14 protein-coding genes and 1 pseudogene are annotated in these 16589 nt (G+C 67.0%); 4 read left to right on the top strand and 11 right to left on the bottom strand.

The genetic code is table 11. The annotated features are described in order from the left end of the window. Positions 1 to 11: 11 nt before the first annotated feature. Genes ACQY4K_RS20060 through ACQY4K_RS20050 form a run of 3 tightly spaced genes read right to left on the bottom strand, consistent with a single transcriptional unit; the run spans position 12 to position 3025 of the window. Positions 12 to 911 carry a F0F1 ATP synthase subunit gamma gene (locus ACQY4K_RS20060; protein WP_428391953.1) on the bottom strand — a complete coding sequence of 300 codons (900 nt, stop codon included), beginning with the start codon at positions 909 to 911 and terminating at the stop codon, positions 12 to 14. A gap of 3 nt (positions 912 to 914) precedes the next feature. After that, positions 915 to 2456: a F0F1 ATP synthase subunit alpha gene (atpA, locus tag ACQY4K_RS20055; RefSeq protein WP_428391952.1), complete on the bottom strand. Its 1542-nt coding sequence runs from the start codon at positions 2454 to 2456 to the stop codon at positions 915 to 917. Continuing rightward, on the bottom strand, positions 2456 to 3025 hold the full coding sequence (locus ACQY4K_RS20050) for a F0F1 ATP synthase subunit delta (RefSeq protein WP_428391951.1): 570 nt from the start codon (positions 3023 to 3025) through the stop codon (positions 2456 to 2458). Before ACQY4K_RS20050 ends, atpA begins: the two co-directional genes overlap by 1 nt. 116 nt (positions 3026 to 3141) lie before the next feature. Between ACQY4K_RS20050 and ACQY4K_RS20045 the strand changes: the two are divergent. After that, positions 3142 to 4050, top strand: a pseudogene (locus tag ACQY4K_RS20045) (sugar porter family MFS transporter). Between the two features lie 7 nt (positions 4051 to 4057). Here ACQY4K_RS20045 and ACQY4K_RS20040 read toward each other — a convergent pair. Beyond that, positions 4058 to 4786, bottom strand: coding sequence for an SDR family oxidoreductase (locus tag ACQY4K_RS20040; RefSeq protein ID WP_428391950.1), 729 nt, complete (start codon positions 4784 to 4786; stop codon positions 4058 to 4060). A gap of 13 nt (positions 4787 to 4799) precedes the next feature. Further along, positions 4800 to 5681, bottom strand: a complete 882-nt coding sequence (locus ACQY4K_RS20035; RefSeq protein ID WP_428391949.1) for an SDR family oxidoreductase — start codon at positions 5679 to 5681, stop codon at positions 4800 to 4802. 104 nt (positions 5682 to 5785) lie between these two features. Between ACQY4K_RS20035 and ACQY4K_RS20030 the strand changes: the two genes are divergently transcribed. After that, entirely contained in the window at positions 5786 to 6616 is an 831-nt protein-coding gene (locus ACQY4K_RS20030; RefSeq protein WP_428391948.1) for a helix-turn-helix transcriptional regulator, read from the top strand. Next, positions 6609 to 7130, top strand: a complete 522-nt coding sequence (locus ACQY4K_RS20025; RefSeq protein WP_428391947.1) for a 2'-5' RNA ligase family protein — start codon at positions 6609 to 6611, stop codon at positions 7128 to 7130. The genes ACQY4K_RS20030 and ACQY4K_RS20025 overlap by 8 nt, the downstream gene beginning before the upstream one ends. On the opposite strand, the gene ACQY4K_RS20020 is transcribed toward ACQY4K_RS20025, so the two are convergent. Then, positions 7073 to 8434, bottom strand: a complete 1362-nt coding sequence (locus ACQY4K_RS20020; RefSeq protein WP_428391946.1) for an MFS transporter — start codon at positions 8432 to 8434, stop codon at positions 7073 to 7075. The genes ACQY4K_RS20025 and ACQY4K_RS20020 overlap by 58 nt on opposite strands. 502 nt (positions 8435 to 8936) lie before the next feature. After that, positions 8937 to 9770, bottom strand: a complete 834-nt coding sequence (locus ACQY4K_RS20015) for a DODA-type extradiol aromatic ring-opening family dioxygenase (RefSeq protein WP_428396240.1) — start codon at positions 9768 to 9770, stop codon at positions 8937 to 8939. Between the two features lie 117 nt (positions 9771 to 9887). On the opposite strand from ACQY4K_RS20015, the gene ACQY4K_RS20010 reads away from it, so the two are divergent. Beyond that, positions 9888 to 10241 (top strand): winged helix-turn-helix transcriptional regulator, encoded by a 354-nt coding sequence (locus tag ACQY4K_RS20010; RefSeq protein ID WP_428391945.1) that lies wholly within the window; start codon positions 9888 to 9890, stop codon positions 10239 to 10241. Positions 10242 to 10381: 140 nt separating this feature from the next. Here the strand turns inward: ACQY4K_RS20010 and ACQY4K_RS20005 are convergent, their stop codons facing one another. The 4 genes from ACQY4K_RS20005 to ACQY4K_RS19990 all read right to left on the bottom strand — a co-directional run bounded on the left by ACQY4K_RS20005 (position 10382) and on the right by ACQY4K_RS19990 (position 16526). Then, positions 10382 to 11185, bottom strand: a complete 804-nt coding sequence (locus ACQY4K_RS20005) for an SDR family oxidoreductase (RefSeq protein ID WP_428391944.1) — start codon at positions 11183 to 11185, stop codon at positions 10382 to 10384. Between the two features lie 3 nt (positions 11186 to 11188). Next, complete coding sequence (locus ACQY4K_RS20000) at positions 11189 to 13048, bottom strand: flavin-containing monooxygenase (RefSeq protein ID WP_428391943.1); 1860 nt, start codon at positions 13046 to 13048, stop codon at positions 11189 to 11191. Positions 13049 to 13791: 743 nt separating this feature from the next. Beyond that, positions 13792 to 14247, bottom strand: a complete 456-nt coding sequence (locus tag ACQY4K_RS19995) for a DIP1984 family protein (RefSeq protein WP_428391942.1) — start codon at positions 14245 to 14247, stop codon at positions 13792 to 13794. Between the two features lie 47 nt (positions 14248 to 14294). After that, complete coding sequence (locus ACQY4K_RS19990) at positions 14295 to 16526, bottom strand: primosomal protein N' (protein WP_428396238.1); 2232 nt, start codon at positions 16524 to 16526, stop codon at positions 14295 to 14297. Positions 16527 to 16589 lie beyond the last annotated feature (63 nt).

Here is a 16589-nt window from a genome sequence, read left to right as displayed (position 1 = left end):
TGGATGGGCTCTCAGACCGCGTCGGCGCCGGAGATGATCTCGATCAGCTCGCGGGTGATGTTGGCCTGGCGGGTGCGGTTGTAGTTCAGGGTCAGCCGGTCGATTGCCTTGCCGGCGTTGCGTGTGGCGCTGTCCATCGCGGTCATGCGCGCGCCCTGCTCGCCGGCGGCACTCTCCAGCATGGCGCGATAGATCTGAATCGCCAGGTTGCGGGGCAGCAGCCGGGCCAGGATGGTCTCCTCGTCCGGCTCGAACTCGTAAGCCGCCCCGCTCGGATCGCCCCGCTCGTTGTCGTTCGAGGGCAGCGACAGCGGGACAAGCTGCAGCTCGGTCGGGGTCTGCGACATGACGTTGTTGAAGCGGTTATAGACCAAAGTGCAGACGTCGAACTCGCCGGCTTGCGCCATCGCCGCGATCCGATCGGCCAGATCGCCGGCTTGCGAAAAGGCAACGTCGCGGCCGCCGGAGCCGGCGAGCCGGTCGATCAGCGCGTCCGCATAGTCGCGGTTGAGGCTGTCGCCGCCCTTTCGCCCGACGGTCAGCAGCTTGACGGTCTTGCCCTGCCCGCGCAGCCGTCCCGCGAGCAAGCGCGTGGCGCGCGCGATGTTGGCGTTGAAGCCACCGGCGAGGCCGCGATCCGAGGTGATCGCCACCAGCAGATGCACCTGGTCGCGGCCGGTGCCGGCGAGCAGCACCGGCAAGCCTTCTCGCGCACTCCCGTCTTGCGCGGTCACGTTGCGCGCCAGCGCCGCCAGCATGCGCTGCATCGCCTCGGCATAGGGACGTGCCGCCTCCGCGCGGGCCTGAGCGCGCTTGAGCTTGGAGGCGGCGACCATCTTCATCGCCGAGGTGATCTTGCGCGTCGACTTGACGCTGGTGATCCGCCCGCGCAGCTCCTTGAGCGAGGGCATCGGTCAGTCCTGCTGGAACTGCTTGGTAAAGTCGTCGAGGAACTTCGACAGCGCCTCCTCGGTCTCCTTCTTGATCTCGCGTGCTTCGCGGATCGCGCCAAGGATTTGACCGTCGTCGCGCGCGCGCAGCTCCGACAACATCGCCCGCTCGTAGTCGACGATCTTCTCCACCGGCACCTTGTCGGTAAAGCCGCGGGTGCCGGCGAACAATACCGCCACCTGCTCCTCGACTGGATAGGGGGTGTTCTGCGGCTGCTTGAGCAGCTCGGTCAGGCGCGCGCCGCGTGCGAGCTGGGCCTGCGTCGACGCATCGAGATCGGACGAGAACTGCGCGAACGCCGCCATTTCGCGATACTGCGCAAGCTCCAGCTTGATTTTGCCCGCCACCTGCTTCATCGCCTTGATCTGGGCGGCGGAGCCGACGCGCGACACAGAGCCGCCGACATTCACCGCGGGGCGTATGCCACGGAAGAACAGCTCCGTCTCCAGGAAGATCTGGCCGTCGGTGATGGAAATCACGTTGGTCGGGATATAGGCGGAGACGTCGCCGGCCTGCGTCTCGATCACCGGCAGCGCGGTCAGCGAGCCGCCACCGAATTCATCGGACATCTTGGCGGCGCGCTCCAGCAGGCGCGAATGCAAATAGAACACGTCGCCCGGATAGGCCTCGCGTGCCGGCGGACGGCGCAGCAGCAGCGACATCTGGCGATAGGCGACCGCCTGCTTGGAGAGGTCGTCATAGGCGATCAGGGCGTGCATGCCGTTATCGCGAAAGAACTCGCCCATCGCACATCCGGTATATGGGGCGAGATACTGCATCGGCGCCGGGTCCGAGGCGGTGGCGGCGACCACGATGGTGTAGTCCATCGCGCCGTTCTCCTCGAGCGTGCGCACGATCTGTGCGACCGTCGAGCGCTTCTGGCCGATGGCCACATAAATGCAATAGAGCGACTTCTTGTCGTCGCCCAGCGCATTGATCGTTTTCTGGCCGATGATGGTGTCGACAACGATGCTGGTCTTGCCGGTCTGGCGATCGCCGATGATCAGCTCGCGCTGGCCGCGCCCGATCGGAACCAGGCTGTCGATCGCCTTGATCCCGGTCTGCATCGGCTCGAATACCGACTGCCGCGGCATGATGCCGGGCGCCTTCACCTCGGCCCGACGACGCTCGACATTCTCCAGCGGCCCCTTGCCGTCGATCGGCTCGCCGAGCCCGTCGACGACGCGCCCGAGAAGGCCACGCCCCACCGGCACGTCGACCACCGAGCCGGTGCGGCTGACGGTATCGCCCTCGCGAATCGCGCGGTCGTTGCCGAACACCACGATGCCGACATTGTCGGTCTCGAGATTGAGCGCCATGCCGCGCAGGCCGGAGCCCGGGAACAGCACCATCTCGCCGGCCATGACGTTCTGCAGGCCATAGGCGCGGGCGATGCCGTCGCCGACGCTCAGCACCGTGCCGGTCTCGGAGATGTCGCTCTCGGAGTCGAAATCCGCGATCTGCTGCTTGAGGATGTCGGAGATCTCGGCCGGACGGATTTCCATCACGCGGCTCCCTTCATGGCATTATTCAACCGCGTGAGGCGCGAACGCACGCTCGAATCATACAGTCGCGCGCCGACCCGCACCACCAGGCCGCCGAGCAGATCGGCATCCACCTGCTCATGGATGTCGACGCGTCCATAGCCGGCTTCGGTCAGGCGGGCGCGCAGTTGCGTACGCTGCAGATCGGTGAGCGTGTGCGCGCTCGACACCTCGGCGATGATGATCCCGCGTCGCGCGGCCACCAGAGCCGCGAACGCACGCAGCATCGCGCGCAGCGTCGGCAGCCGACGGTTGGCGGCGATCACGCCGACGAAATGCTGCAAGATCGCCTCGAACCCCTGCTCTCGCAGCACCGCGAGCACGGCGTCGCGCGATTGCTTGGTGTCCAGGGTCGGGTCGGCGAGCAACGTGCGAAGCGGCGGGCTCTCGTCGATCAGCCGTGCCAAGGCGGCGGCCTGCTCCACCACCTGATCAAGGCCGCGGCTCTCATCCGCCACCTCATACAACGCGGTCGCATAACGCCCGGCCAATCCGACCGAAGCCCCGGTTCCGACACTCGGCGTTTGCATCTCTTCTCGAAGCTGTTTTTGTTGGATCGAATTGGGGGTCGGACAGGCCACACAGAGCCGCGCCTCTACCATGAGGGCAATGACCACGCAACCGAGGCCGGTAGCCCTTAAACGTGATGCCACATCCGATACCGGGTGGCGACTGGCGCTGGATGCTCGGCCTTTCCGCAGCTCCCGGGCTGATGCTTGTCGCGGTCGCCCTGGTCACACCGCAATCACCGCGCTGGCTGATGCGCATGGGCCGTCGCGACGATGCCGCCATTCAGATGCGCAAGCTGTACCCTGGCGCCGACCCTGGAGCGGCACTGGACGCGATCGCGAAGGCGCTGGCCGAGGATCGCGGCTGAGCCTCCTGGGGCGAGGTGTTTACCGCGCGGTGGCGGCGGCCCTTGCTGGTTGGGGTCGGCCTTGCCGTGTTCCAGCAGATCACCGGCATCAAAGCGATCATCTATTAAGCCGACCAGATCTTCGCGACGGCCGGGTTCGCGAGCCGCTCGTCGCAGACGATGGCCACGACCTGAGCCGTCGGCGGCGTCAACGTGGCCGCAACCTTCATCGCCATCGCCTTTATCGACCGACTGGGGCGACGCAAGCTCCTGCTTGCCGGCCTGCTGGGGATGGGATCGAGCCTGGCGGTCGTCGGCGCCGCCTTCGCGTTCAAGAGGGCCGGCGCCCAAGCGGGATCACCAACCATCGCCGGAATCGTAACATTGCTGGCGCTGGTGACGTTCATCGGAAGCTTCGCGTTTTCGATGGGCCCCGTCGTCTGGACGGTGGTCAACGAGATCTTCCCCAGCCATGTCCGCGGCCGTGCCGTGGCGGTGGCGACGGCCGTGAACTGGGCTTCTGCCTTTCTGGTCAGCCAACTGTTCCTGTCCCTGATCAACCTGATCGGGGATTCATTCACGTTCTGGCTGTTTGCCGGCTTCTGTGCGGCGGCCTGGATCTGGATCTTCATCGCGGTGCCGGAGACCAAGGGTCGGTCGCTCGAGCAGATCCAGCAACTTTGGACGACGCACGGATAACCCCGCGTCAGACCACCAGGCCACCTCCGTCGACCGGCAGGATTTGTCCCGTCGCGTAGGCGTTAAGCATCAGATAGACGTAGGCGTGTGCCGCCTCGGCGGGCGTGGCGGCGCGAGCCAGCGGCAGGGAAGCGACGAAGCCCTTCTGCGCTGCCTCCGGCATCGTCTGCTGCACGTGCTCGGTGAGGATCAGGCCCGGGCACACGGCGTTGACACGAACTGGAGCGAGGTCAACCGCAAGACCGCGGGCCAGATGCTCGATTGCTCCCGCCATCGCGGTCGCGATCGGCGCGCCCTTCATCGGCCGGTGCGCCAGCATGCCGCTGGTCAGCGTGATCGAGCCGTCGCGGGCGATTGTGCCGCTTGAGTGCTTCGCGACCGCGAGCGCCCCCAGGAAGCGCACGGTAAGCCCCTCCCGGGTCTGGGCGAGGTCGATCTCCGATGTCGGGCCGAACATTGCGCCGGTCCAATCGCCCGCGGTCATCGTCAAGTGATCGAACGGACCAAGTTCCGCAAAGAAGCCGGCGACGCCGGCCTCGTCGCGCAGGTCGACGACGCGACCCATCGAACCGCGCAGGCGTTCGACGGCTGCATCAACGGTCGCCGCCCGGCTCGAGGCGATCACCACCTCCGCACCGACCTCGCGTGCCAGTTGTGCCACGGCAAAGCCGATTCCCGAGCTGCCGCCGATCACCACCACGCGTTTGCCGTCGAGCGACAAAGATGCTTCGGTCATGTTTGTTCTCCCCTCATGCCTGCGCGTAGTAGCCGGGCTGATCGAGATCGGTGAGCAGGTCGGGACCGGTCGGCTCCCAGCCGAGCTGCGATCGCGTCAACGCACTCGACGCCGGCATGTCCAGGCCCGCGAAGTCGGCGAACCACTCGAAATGCTCCCGGCCACGGGACTCGACCGGCAGGCCGAGCTGGCGGCCGATCACCTCGGCAATCTGCTTGAACGGCACACCCTCGTCGGCAACCCCGTGATAAGCCGGCTCGCGGGCGCCGCCTTCGAGGGCAAGACGGTAAAGTCGCGCGGCATCAAGCCGGTGCACACCAGGCCAGCGGTTCAGGCCCTCGCCGAGATAGGCCGACATACCCTTCTGGCGCGCCATTCCGATCAGGATCGGTACAAAGCCGTGGTCGCCGATGCCGTGCACCGAGGGCGAGAGCCGGATGGTCGTGGCGCGCACGCCGCGGGCGAGCAAAGCGCGCGCGGCGGCTTCCGACTGGCGCGGATAGGATGGAATGCGCTCGGGCACGTCGGTCTCGGTCGCGACCCGGCCGGGTGCCAGCAGGGCGACGCCACCGGTGACCAGCAGCGGCCGGTCGGACCCCTCCAGCGCGCCGCCCAGAACCTCGATGGCGCGCCGGTCCTGCTCGGAATTTTCGGCGAACTTGGAGAAATCATGGTTGAAGGCGGTGTGGATCACCCCGTCCGCGGCTGACGCGGCATGGCGCAGCGTGTCGAGATCGTCGAGCGTGCCGTGCAGGACCTCGGCACCGGCCGCGGCGAGGGCCGCCGCCTTGGTCTCGGACCGGGCGAGGCCGGTCACCCGATGGCCGGCGGCGATCAGGTCCTCGACCAGCGCCGAGCCGACCCAACCGGTGCTTCCCGTGACGAATACGTGCATTGGTTTACCCTCCAGATTATCGAACGAGGCAATTGTTGGCATCCTCCCAGTGCGGTTAAAGTAGTGGCGTTATACGGGTATAATCGCTGACAGGACGCGCGCTCATGCTCGACGGCAATTCGCTCGGCACCTATCTCAGGAACCGGCGCACCAGGCTCGATCCCGGGTCGCTCGGCATCGCCGCCGGCCGCCGGCGAACCACCGGGCTGCGTCGCGAAGAGGTGGCGCAGCGGGCCAATATCAGCGCCACTTGGTACACCTGGTTGGAGCAGGGCCGCGGCGGCAGCCCCTCGGCCGACGTGCTCGACCGGATCGGCCGCGCGCTGATGCTGACCGCGGTCGAACGCGAGCACCTGTTCCTCGTCGGCCTGGGCCGTCCGCCCGAGGTCCGCTACCAGGCACCCGACACGATCACGCCGCGCCTGCAGCGCCTGCTGGACGTGCTGACTTATAGCCCAGCGGTGCTCAGGACCGCGCGCTGGGACGTGGTCGCCTGGAACCGGGCGGCAGCCCTGGTGCTGACCGATTACGGCCTGCTGCCGCCCGATCAGCGCAACATCCTGCGCATGATCTTCAGCCATGCCCCGATCGGTGCCTCGATGGATGCCGAGCAGTCCGACTGGAACTCCCTGGCCCGCTTCGCGGTCGCGAGCTTTCGGATCGACGCTGCGCGCGCCGGTGCCGACGCCGAAATCGCACCGCTCGTCGCCGAACTCTGCGGGTCGAGCCCGGCGTTTGCCTCCATGTGGCACGACCAGGACGTGCGGGCTCCTGGACACGACGTCAAACACCTGCGCCACCCTCGAATCGGGTCGATCGCCCTGGAATATTCCGCTTTCGCCGTCGATGCGCGGCCTGATCTCAGTCTGATCGTCTTCAATCCGGCGACGTCGGCCGACCAGGACCGCGTCAGGTCCCTGGTCGACAATGCATAGTGAGGCCGCGGCACCCCTGCTGCTGACCCTGCAACTCGACGAGCCGGCGCAATCGCTGTTCCAGGCGCTGCGACAGCGACATTTTCCAGCCGCTCGAAACCAGGTGCCGGCGCATGTCTCGCTGTTCCACGCTTTGCCCGGCGCCGAGCGGGAGGCAATCACCCGGGTCATTCAGGCGCTGCGCGAACAGGAGCGGCCGCGTATCCGCGTCGAGGCGCCGCGCAGCCTGGGCCACGGCGTCGCCTTCCCGCTGGTCTCGCCGGACCTGCTGGCCCTGCGCGGCCGGCTTGCCGCAAGCTGGTTGGAGTGGCTGACGCCGCAGGACCGCGCCCGCTACGCCCCGCACGTGACGGTGCAGAACAAGGTGACGCCCGAGCGGGCGCGCGCCACCCTCGAGCAGCTCGCAAGCGGCTTCGTGCCCTGGTGCACGGAGGGGACGGCGCTGCTGCTCTGGCGCTATCTCGGCGGCCCATGGGAGAGGCTCGACTGCATCCGGCTCGCGCCGCGCGGCTGAGGCTCTGCTTCGTCGACGCTGCCGGGGACTGCCACGATGCGCGACGGCAGGATCACCACCAGGGCCGCCGCGACCAGGGCGGCGGCGGCCAGCACATACAGGCCCGCGGCAGTCCCGCCGAACTGCTGATCCGCCCAGTTGCGCACGTTGGGGGCGACGAAGCCGCCGAGATTGCCAAGCGAATTGATCGCGGCAATGCCGCCGGCCGCCGCCACGCCGCCGAGATAGCCGGTCGGGAAGGTCCGGAAGATCGGCTGCACGCAAATCGCGCCGGTGGTGACGAAGCACAGGGCGATGATCGCCGGCAGCGGCGGCACGTTGGCCGAGACCACCAGCCCCAGCGCGATGAAGCCGAAAAACCCCAGCGCATAGGCGCGCGGCTGGCCGGTGCGCACGGCACGTGCCGGCCAATACGCCGCCATCAGGGCCGCGACCAGCCAGGGAATACCGACGACCAGGCCGACCAAAGGGCCGATCTTCACCCCGAGCAGCGCGCTCACCTGGCTCGGCAAATAGAAGGTCACGCCATAGACGCTGATCTGCAGGAAGAAATACACACCCAGCAGGTGCCACAGGCGCGGGTCGCGCAGGGCCTGGCCAAGATGGATGCCGCCGCGCGACGACTTCGTTTTGGTCTCATCAGCGATCGCCTCGGCCAGCGTCGTGCGCTCCGCCGGCGTCAGCCAGGAGGCGTCCTTCGGATGGTCGGTCAGGCCGAACAGCGCATAGATGCCGACCCCGCAGGCGAGCAGCCCCTCGATCAGGAACATCCATTGCCAGCCGGCGAGGCCGAGCCGTCCGTCGAGTGCCAGCAGGCCACCGGAGAGCGGACTGCCGACGGTGAGCGCAATCGGAAAGCCGAAATACAGCAGCCCCAGCGCGCGGCCGCGCTCGGACGCCGGGAACCAGTAGGTGATGTAGAGGATGGCGCCGGGAAAGAAGCCCGCCTCGGCGGCGCCGAGCAGCAGCCGCAATCCGACGAACCACGCATCGCCGCGGATGAACACCATCGCCGAGGCGACCAGGCCCCAGCTCACCATAATCCGGCACATCCAGATCCGCGCGCCGACCTTGTGCAGGATCAGGTTGCTGGGCAGCTCGAAGATCGCATAGGTGATGAAGAAGGCGCCGGCGCCGAGCGCGAACGCGGCGTCACTCACCGCCTCACGCGAATGCAGCGCCTGACGGGCGAAACCGATATTCGTCCGGTCGAGCATGGCGACGAGATACATGACCAGGATCAGCGGCATCAGCCGCCAGCGCGCCTTGCGTATCGCGCTTGCCAGAATGGATGGATCGGCCATTGCGCTCCCCTTCGTCTGCCACCTTCCACTAATCCGAACTTCCGAGCCGGATTTTGCATGGCTCAACTCTGGATCATGAGGCGATCTCAATTTGGCACGCCGTCGCAGGCATGTAGAGTGTGACTTTCCAAGTGTGCCGGGCTTCCCGAGGTGCTTGCGTTCGCACGTATTTGTCACCGGCGCGCCCATTCACCGTCGCCGCCTGCGAAGCTCCTGCTCGAGAGCGATCGTGACGGCGGCAAAATGCAGCTCGGCCAGGAGGCGGTTGCCCTCACGGTCATCGTCGCTTTCACCCACCAGCTCAGATCATCGAGAGGCGCTTTGGCCGCGGGGAAAAGTCCCGCCTCCTGAGGGCGCCGGTAATAGAGTGGTTGTATTCCGCGACGACCAAGATGAAGCCATCGATACCGGGTTTGGTATCCATGTTGTTTTCACGCTTGCTGTGCTTTGGCGCTGTGCTTTGAAACGTTTAATACATTTACGGACCTGACCGGCCGCGCCGTCAGGCGGTCTCAAGCGTTCCCGGTGGCTGGGAGACGACCGCACCGAAGCGGTAGCTCGACGCGGTGATCGCGCCCATGAAGTCGGGTTGGTGGTAGATACGCGTGCCGGCATCGTCGCCTGCCGCGCCCACCGCGACCATCAGCGGCAGGAGATGGTCCTCACGCGGATGCGCGGCGCGGGCCGCCGGCGCTGTTGCCCAATGAATGACGCGCTCGCGACGCGCGTGCGGGGGCGATCCGACAAGCGTGTCATTCAGCCAACGGTCGAACACGGCCGATGACGCAGTCCCTGTGCCGCTGCGCATGGCGAGCGTGTCGTGAAAGCTGAAGCCGCTGCCGACGATTACCACGCCTTCGTCGCGCAACGGCGCAATCAGCTCGCCGACCTTGATGTGGGCAGAGGGATCGAAGTCGGATCGGAGCGCCAGCTGTACGAGTGGCATCGTTGCCTCCGGATACATCGTATGCATCAGGCTGAAGGTGCCGTGATCAAAGCCTCGCTGCGCATCGAGGTCGGTGGCCATGCCGCCACGCTCCAACAGGGAGCGAACCTGCTCTGCCAGCGCAGGCGCGCCGGGTGCGTCGTAGCGGATGCGGTAGGTGTGCTCAGGAAAGCCGCCGTAATCATACAACATCGGTGGTCGAGCGGACGATGAAACAAGGAAGCGGTTCGCTTCCCAGTGGCCTGAAATCATCAGGATTGCGCGGGGCGTCTCTCCAAGCTCGCGGCGAACGTCAAGGAGGGAGGTTTCGAGTTGATCGTAGAGTCCGGGGCGGAGGGCCTTCAGCCAAGGCCAAGGTCCACCGCCATGGGAAAGGAAATATGTCGGCATTCTCGTTTGCGTCATGATCCTGTCCTTCCAACGAGGGATGCAGTATCCATCCGAAACCACATTTCGGGCAGTTCGTTACAGGGACAAGGAGGCACTTTGCACGCACCAGGTTACCAGGTGGAAACCGAGCAGTGCGTTTCCATCAGTCGCATGCTGGGGCGCGTCACCGACAAGTGGACGGTGCTGGTCATACGCGTACTCGGGCGCGGGCCGCGCCGGTTCAATGCGCTACGTCGGGACATCGGCGAGATCAGCCAGAAGGTGCTGGCCTCCACGTTGCGCGACCTGGAGGAGAATGGTCTCGTCTCAAGGACGGTGACTCCCGTCAATCCGCCCCAGGTTGAATTAGCGCTCACCGATCTTGGCCGGGAGTTCCTGCGGCCGATCCGGGGCCTTGCCGAGTGGGTGCTGGAAAATGCTCCTCGTATTGAGGCGGCACGCTCAGCCTATGCCAGGCGAGCGATAGTGTGACAGAGACTTGCCGTTCTTCGCAAAGCCGTAGGCCGGGAACCGGCCGCCCCCTTCGGGCGACCGATACCAGAGCTTTGTCTTGCGCAGGGGCGCCTTGCCAACCGCACGCGCATACCGGTCAGCCCGGAGGGCTGCCGGTATTAAATGTCGTCCGTGGTCACCATCGTCGCCATCAGAGCCGTCCGCTCCTCGCGCACCACTTCCGGCTCCGTCACGACCTGGCGGTGGAAGTCGCGCAGTTGCTCAGGGATGTACCAGTGCAGCTTGTCGCCGTGATAGGCCGACCAGACCACCTGGGCCACCTCCCCGACCGGCACCAGGCGCCACATGCCCTCCTCCGGCGCCATGGCGCGCATCGGGTCGGAAAGCAGCGGCGTGTCGATGAGGCCCGGCAGCAGATCGGACGCGCGAACGCCGTAGCGCTTGAACTCGATCGACAACGCCTCCACCAGGCCGCGCACCGCATGCTTGGTGGCCGAATAGACGCTGATGCCCGCGGTGCCGAAGATCGCCGAGGAGGACGAGTTCACCAGGCAAAGCGAGCCCGTGGTGGCGCGCAGCAACGGGAGTGCCGCGCGTATGCCGATCATGACGCCGAGGAAATTGACGCTTACGACCTGCATCGCGTCTTCCCAGGACTGCTCGTCGAACAATCCCGCCCCGCCGATGCCGGCGTTGCTGAACATCAGGTCCAGCGTGCCGCCGGTCGCCGCGCTGAAGCCGGCCATGGCGGCTGAGAAATCCGCGCGATCGGTCACATCCAGCCGGCCGAAGAGGCCGTTGCCTTCGCCGATTTCCGCCTTGAGGGAGGCCAGCCCCGCATTGTCCAGGTCGTAGGCACCGACGAGCCAGCCCTTTTGCGCGAACAGCAGCGCGGTTGCGCGTCCCATGCCGGAAGCGGCACCGGTGATGAAGATCGATTGCCTGCGGGTGTTTGACGTCATGGCTCAGGAGACCTGCTCGTTGGCACGCACGCCATCTGCTGCACGCCCACCACTGGCTGCAAGCGTACCGCTGGCTGCAAGCACGGGGGCGCCGTCGAGTTCGAGACCGGCGAAATCACCCGCCGTGCGCCATTGCCGCAGCAGGTCGATGAAGGCCACCGGGCCGGCCCCATAAGGGAAGCTCAGCGCCGTCGCATCATTCATGCGGCCTTCGTTGTTGTAGTAGCCGGGTGTGCAGGTCTCGAGGAAGGCGCGGCGATCGGCGCCGCCTTCGCGGATCGTCTGCACCCAGGCGCGCTCGGCCGCGTCCGACGCCTCGATTGTGCGCACGTCTTGCTCCAGGCAATGCCCCACGAGATGCGCAATGTGGCGCGCCTGCTCGCTGATCATGTGCGGGAAGTTGGGCGACATGCCCGATTGCGCCTGGCTGATGACGAAGCAGTTCGGGAAGCCGCGGCTGTGCATGCCGTGCAGGGTGGACAACCCGCCACCCCATTTATCCGTCAGCGTGCGGCCGTCCGTGCCATGCACCTCGAAGCCGGAGCGCCTGGTGTAGTCGGTGCTCACCTCGAAGCCGGTGGCGAAGATCAGGCAATCGAGCGCGGTCGACTTGCCGCCGGCGATGACGCTGTCGCCGTCGATGCGCTCAACGCCGCGTCCGGCGGTATCGACCAGTGTCACGTTCGGCTGGTTGAAGGCCGCGAGATAGTCGTCATGGAAACAGGGCCGCTTGCAATACAGGCTGAACCAGGGCTTCAGCGCATCGGCGGTGGCGGGGTCCTTGACGATGCTGTCCATGCGGGCGCGGATCTGGACCATCTTCTGCATGTCCGCCTCCGCCAGCAGCGTCATGAAACTCTCGAGTGGCGCGCCATTCATCAGCCGTTCGCGAACGGCGCGCGCGAGCACGGTCCAGCCGTCGCCGACCATGTCCGGCTCCTGCAGCTGGCCGGCCATCTGGGCGGTGAAGTTTTCCATGCGCGCCTGCTGCCAGCCGGGCTGCAGGGCGGCGGCCCAGGCGGGATCCGTCGGGCTGTTGTTGCGGGCATCGACGGACGATGGCGTGCGCTGGAACACGGTGAGATGTCCGGCTGCCTCGGCCAGTTTCGGCACGCATTGTATGGCGGTGGCGCCGGTGCCGATGATGCCGACGCGCTTGCCCGCCAAGCCGGTCATCGGCGACATCGCGCTGCCGCCGGTATAGCCGTAATCCCACCGGCTGGTGTGGAAGCTGTGGCCGGCGAAGCTCTCGACACCGGGGATCGCGGGCAGTTTCGGCCGGTTCAGCGGCCCGGTCGCCAGCACCACGAAGCGGGCGCGGATACGGTCGCCGCGGTCGGTCTCGACGCGCCATGCGGCGTCCGCGTCCCAGGTCAGGCTCGTCACCTGGGTGGAGAACAGCGCATCGTGGTAAAGGCCAAAATGATCGGCGATGCGGCGGCAGTGTTCGCGTATCTCGTCCGCCTTGGCATAGCGCTCGGTCGGCATATAGCCGGTCTCCTCGAGCAGCGGCATGTAGATGTAGGATTCGATGTCGCAGGCAGCGCCAGGATAACGGTTCCAATACCAGGTGCCGCCGACATCACCGCCGGCTTCGATGATGCGGATGCGTTCCACGCCTTGCTCGGGCAGCCGGGCCGCGGTGAGCAGACCACCGAACCCGCCGCCAACCACGAGCACATCGACGGCGTCGTCGACCGGGGCGCGGTCGAACGGCCGCGCATAAGGGTCCGTCAGCAGGTGGGAGAAGCCTTCGGCAACGTCCTTGTATGTCCGGTCGCCGCCTGCGTTCATCCGGCGGCTATACTCGGCCGCGTAGTGGGCACGCAGCGCGTCGACATCCGCCTCCGAAGTGTTGGTCATGATCTGCCTCTTCCCCTCTAAAGCTGAATTCCTGGGTGCCTCGGACGATAAGCCTCTGCACCAGATTGATTTTCTTGAAAAACCTGCTGGTCGGTATGGCTGAGCTTACCTAAGGTTGTTCTAAGCTCCAAGGGTCTGCTGCAACCTTGCAGGGCATTTGAGCAGTTTGCTCTTAAAGGAACGAGATCGGATCCACGTCGACGTCAACGCGGATACCGCGCGGGAGTGCCACGCCGGCGAGCCAAGCGCGCAGCAGTAGGGGGCGCCGGCGCCGGGCCAGCACCTGCATTCCCGCGGCCGAGGGCGCGTTGTGACCGAGGGCGCGTGCTGCCGCGTCGGCGTGCGGGCTCGCCTCCTACTGGGATGCGCTGCCGCTGGCGACCGCGGCCGAAGGCCGCTGTGGGACGATCCTCACTGAGGATACGGCTGGCGGCACGACCGTCGAAGGCATACGCGTCGTCGACCCGTTCGGCAGGAACGCAATGACGAGGGAGGCCGCCCGTCTGCTCTCCTGAACGATCTCATTGAAGCCGCGCACAAAATCCCCTTACCCACCCTCTCCGTCGATCGAGCCAACACGTGGTCGTATTATGTCATTGGTCACGGTGCGCTTGTATGAATGCTGGGCATAAAACGTGAGATCGGATTTGAACCGCTTAGCGCCACCCCTGGCACTACCTGGTGTCCGACGACGCTCGCCAAACAGGTGTGTTCGCTCTCGACAAACGGATACCGACTATGCGCTATGGTTTCAGGTCGATTTGCCAGTTCTCCTTTTGAATGCGCATGTCGAGCGTGCGCAGTTCCTTCGAGAGGTCATCCGCATGCTTTTGTGTGGCGGCGACCGGAAGCGTCGCCCGGAAGCGCACTTCTGATCGCGTTCTCGCCGTCTCGGTCATCGTCGCGGACTGGGCGAGGTCCCGGTAGAGAGCCTGACGCAACTTCAAGGTATCGCGCTGCGCCAGCGCCTCGGTGAGCGTCGAGCCATCGAACGCGGTCGCGGCATTGGTGAGATTGATTTGCGCCACCAACTGGCCGAAGCGGGCCACGACACTCTCATATTCGGAGATCAGATCTCCAGGAGCCTCCGCCGGCTGATCTCCCTCCTGCACCTTTGCGTTCCGTTGCAGGCGCGCCTTGAGCTGTTCCAAACGTTTGGACAAGTCGGCGCGGAGCACCAGAGCCTCGGCAAGCTTCACTTCAGGCCTCCCCTCCAAGGTCCTTGATCCTATGGCGTTCGACCGCACTATAGAAATGAAATCGGGTCGACATCGATGTCGACGCGCACGCCGCGCGGCAGCGTGACACTGGCCAGCCATTCGCGCAGCAGCGGCTGCACGGCGATGTCGCGCCGGGTGCGCAGCAGCAGGCGGCGGCGGTGGCGGCCGCGCAGGATGGCGAGCGGCGCCGGCGCCGGGCCCAGCACCTGCACGCCCTCGGCTGCCGGCGCATTACGACCAAGAGCGCGCGCCGCCTCGTCGGCGGCGGAGGCGTCGGCGGCGCTGACGATGAGGGCCGCGAGCCGGCCATAGGGTGGCCAGAAGCCGGGGCGCCGGCTTTGCGCCTCCTGTTGCATGAAGCGGGTGAAGTCGTTGGCGATCAAAGCCTGCATGACCGGATGCTCGGGCGCGTAGGTCTGCAGCAGCACCCGCCCCGGCGCCTCGGCCCGACCTGCCCGCCCACCGACCTGGTGCAGCAACTGCACCGTACGCTCGGCCGCGCGCAAATCGCCGCCGGCCAGGCCGAGATCGGCGTCGACCACGCCGACCAAAGTCAAATGCGGGAAGTGCCAGCCCTTGGCGACGATCTGGGTGCCGACGATCAGGTCGATTTCGCGCGCCGCGATCCGCCGCACCGCCTCCGCGCTCGCGGCGGGGCCCGGCAGCGTGTCGCTCGCCATCACCAGCAGGCGTGCCTCGGGGAACGCCGCCCGCACCTCCTCGGTGATCCGCTCGACCCCGGGGCCGATCGGGGTCAGGCTGGCGCTGGCGCCACAGGCCGGGCAGGCCTGCGGCACCGGCCCGGCCTGGCCGCAATGATGGCAGGTGAGCACCCGCCGGGCCCGGTGCTCGACCAGCCAGGCGGTGCAGTTCGGGCATTGCAGACGGTGGCCGCAGGCGCGGCAGAGGGTCAGCGGCGCGTAGCCGCGACGATTGAGGAACAGCATCGCCTGCTCGCCGGCGGCCAGGGTCTCGGCGATGGCGCTGCCGAGCACCGGCGAGAGGAATGTCCCGCGCGCGGGGGGTGCGTCGCGCATGTCGATCGCCGCGACCGCGGGCAGGCTGGCGCCGCCGTGCCGGGCCGTGAGCGCCACCCGGCCGTAGCGTCCGGCCTGGACATTGGCCAAGGTCTCCAGGCTGGGGGTGGCGGAGACCAGCAGGCAGGCGGCGTCGGACAGGCGGGCGCGCACCACCGCCATGTCGCGGGCGTGGTAGGTGACACCGTCCTCTTGCTTGAAGGCGGTTTCGTGCTCCTCGTCGACGATGACCAGGCCGAGATCCGTAAACGGCAGGAACAGCGCCGAGCGTGCGCCGACCACGACCCGTGCCGCCCCGGCGGCGACCGCGCCCCAGGCGATGGTGCGTGCCCGTGATCCGAGGTCGGAATGCCAGACCGCCGGCGCCACCCCGAAGCGGCGGGTGAAACGCTGCAGCCATTGCGACGACAAGGCGATCTCCGGCAGCAGCACCAGGGCCTGGCGCCCCTGATCGATGCATTCCGCGATCGCCTCGAAATAGACCTCGGTCTTGCCGGAGCCGGTGACGCCGTCGAGCAGCGTTACCGAAAAGCGTCGCGCGCGGACCGAATCGCGCAAGCCCGACGCCGCCTGCGACTGGGCCGCGGAGAGTGTCGCCGCATCGACGTGTCGAGGGTCCGGGCGGCCGAAGGCGGGCGCCAGCACCAAGGCTGCCGGCAGCAAAAGCCCGGCTGCCGCCATCGCGCCGATGACGCCGATACCCACACCGGCGGCGGCGGCGAGGCTCCTGGTATCCGTCGGCGTGCCCGGCAGTGCCGCCAGCACGCGCCGGCGGGCTGGCGTCAGCCGCACCTCGGGCGGCAGCGGGTCGGCGGCGATCCAGGCCTGCGCCACGCGCGGCGTCGCACCCGCGCGCACGCGCAGCGCCATTGCCATCACCAGGCCGGGCGGGGTCAGCGTATAGCCGGCGACCCAGTCGACGAAGCGGCGCGACGCGCGCGGCATCGGTGGTGCGTCGATGCGGGCCGCGACCGGCTTCAGCCGAGAGGCAGCCACCAGGGCGGCGACGGATGCCTGGAACTCGGGCGGGATGCTGGCGGCCGCGTCCCACACCACGCCGATCGCGGCACTGCGTTGCAACGGCACGATGACGACGTCACCCGGCTGGAGTGCCATCTCTGCAGGCGCCAGGTAGTCGAATGGCCCGGCGAACGGAAAGGGCAGCAGCACCTTGACCCGGTTTGCCGAACCGTCCGGGACGTCTACACTGGACTGCGTGATGATCTGGAGATCCCGCTCGCGTTGCTGGGGCCGCCCATTGTGGGGGCATGCGGACGCGTCGGC

This window comes from Lichenicoccus sp., from assembly GCF_965276875.1.
GTDB lineage: Bacteria > Pseudomonadota > Alphaproteobacteria > Acetobacterales > Acetobacteraceae > Lichenicoccus.
This window is presented reverse-complemented; position numbering and strand designations above follow the sequence as displayed.

What these genes read in the sequence shown, in the direction of transcription:
- ACQY4K_RS20060 (WP_428391953.1), bottom strand. Translation starts at nt 911, where the DNA reads ATGCCCTCGCTCAAGGAGCTGCGCGGGCGGATCACCAGCGTCAAGTCG.
- atpA (WP_428391952.1), bottom strand. Translation starts at nt 2,456, where the DNA reads ATGGAAATCCGTCCGGCCGAGATCTCCGACATCCTCAAGCAGCAGATC.
- ACQY4K_RS20050 (WP_428391951.1), bottom strand. Translation starts at nt 3,025, where the DNA reads ATGCAAACGCCGAGTGTCGGAACCGGGGCTTCGGTCGGATTGGCCGGG.
- ACQY4K_RS20040 (WP_428391950.1), bottom strand. Translation starts at nt 4,786, where the DNA reads ATGACCGAAGCATCTTTGTCGCTCGACGGCAAACGCGTGGTGGTGATC.
- ACQY4K_RS20035 (WP_428391949.1), bottom strand. Translation starts at nt 5,681, where the DNA reads ATGCACGTATTCGTCACGGGAAGCACCGGTTGGGTCGGCTCGGCGCTG.
- ACQY4K_RS20030 (WP_428391948.1), top strand. Translation starts at nt 5,786, where the DNA reads ATGCTCGACGGCAATTCGCTCGGCACCTATCTCAGGAACCGGCGCACC.
- ACQY4K_RS20025 (WP_428391947.1), top strand. Translation starts at nt 6,609, where the DNA reads ATGCATAGTGAGGCCGCGGCACCCCTGCTGCTGACCCTGCAACTCGAC.
- ACQY4K_RS20020 (WP_428391946.1), bottom strand. Translation starts at nt 8,434, where the DNA reads ATGGCCGATCCATCCATTCTGGCAAGCGCGATACGCAAGGCGCGCTGG.
- ACQY4K_RS20015 (WP_428396240.1), bottom strand. Translation starts at nt 9,770, where the DNA reads ATGCCGACATATTTCCTTTCCCATGGCGGTGGACCTTGGCCTTGGCTG.
- ACQY4K_RS20005 (WP_428391944.1), bottom strand. Translation starts at nt 11,185, where the DNA reads ATGACGTCAAACACCCGCAGGCAATCGATCTTCATCACCGGTGCCGCT.
- ACQY4K_RS20000 (WP_428391943.1), bottom strand. Translation starts at nt 13,048, where the DNA reads ATGACCAACACTTCGGAGGCGGATGTCGACGCGCTGCGTGCCCACTAC.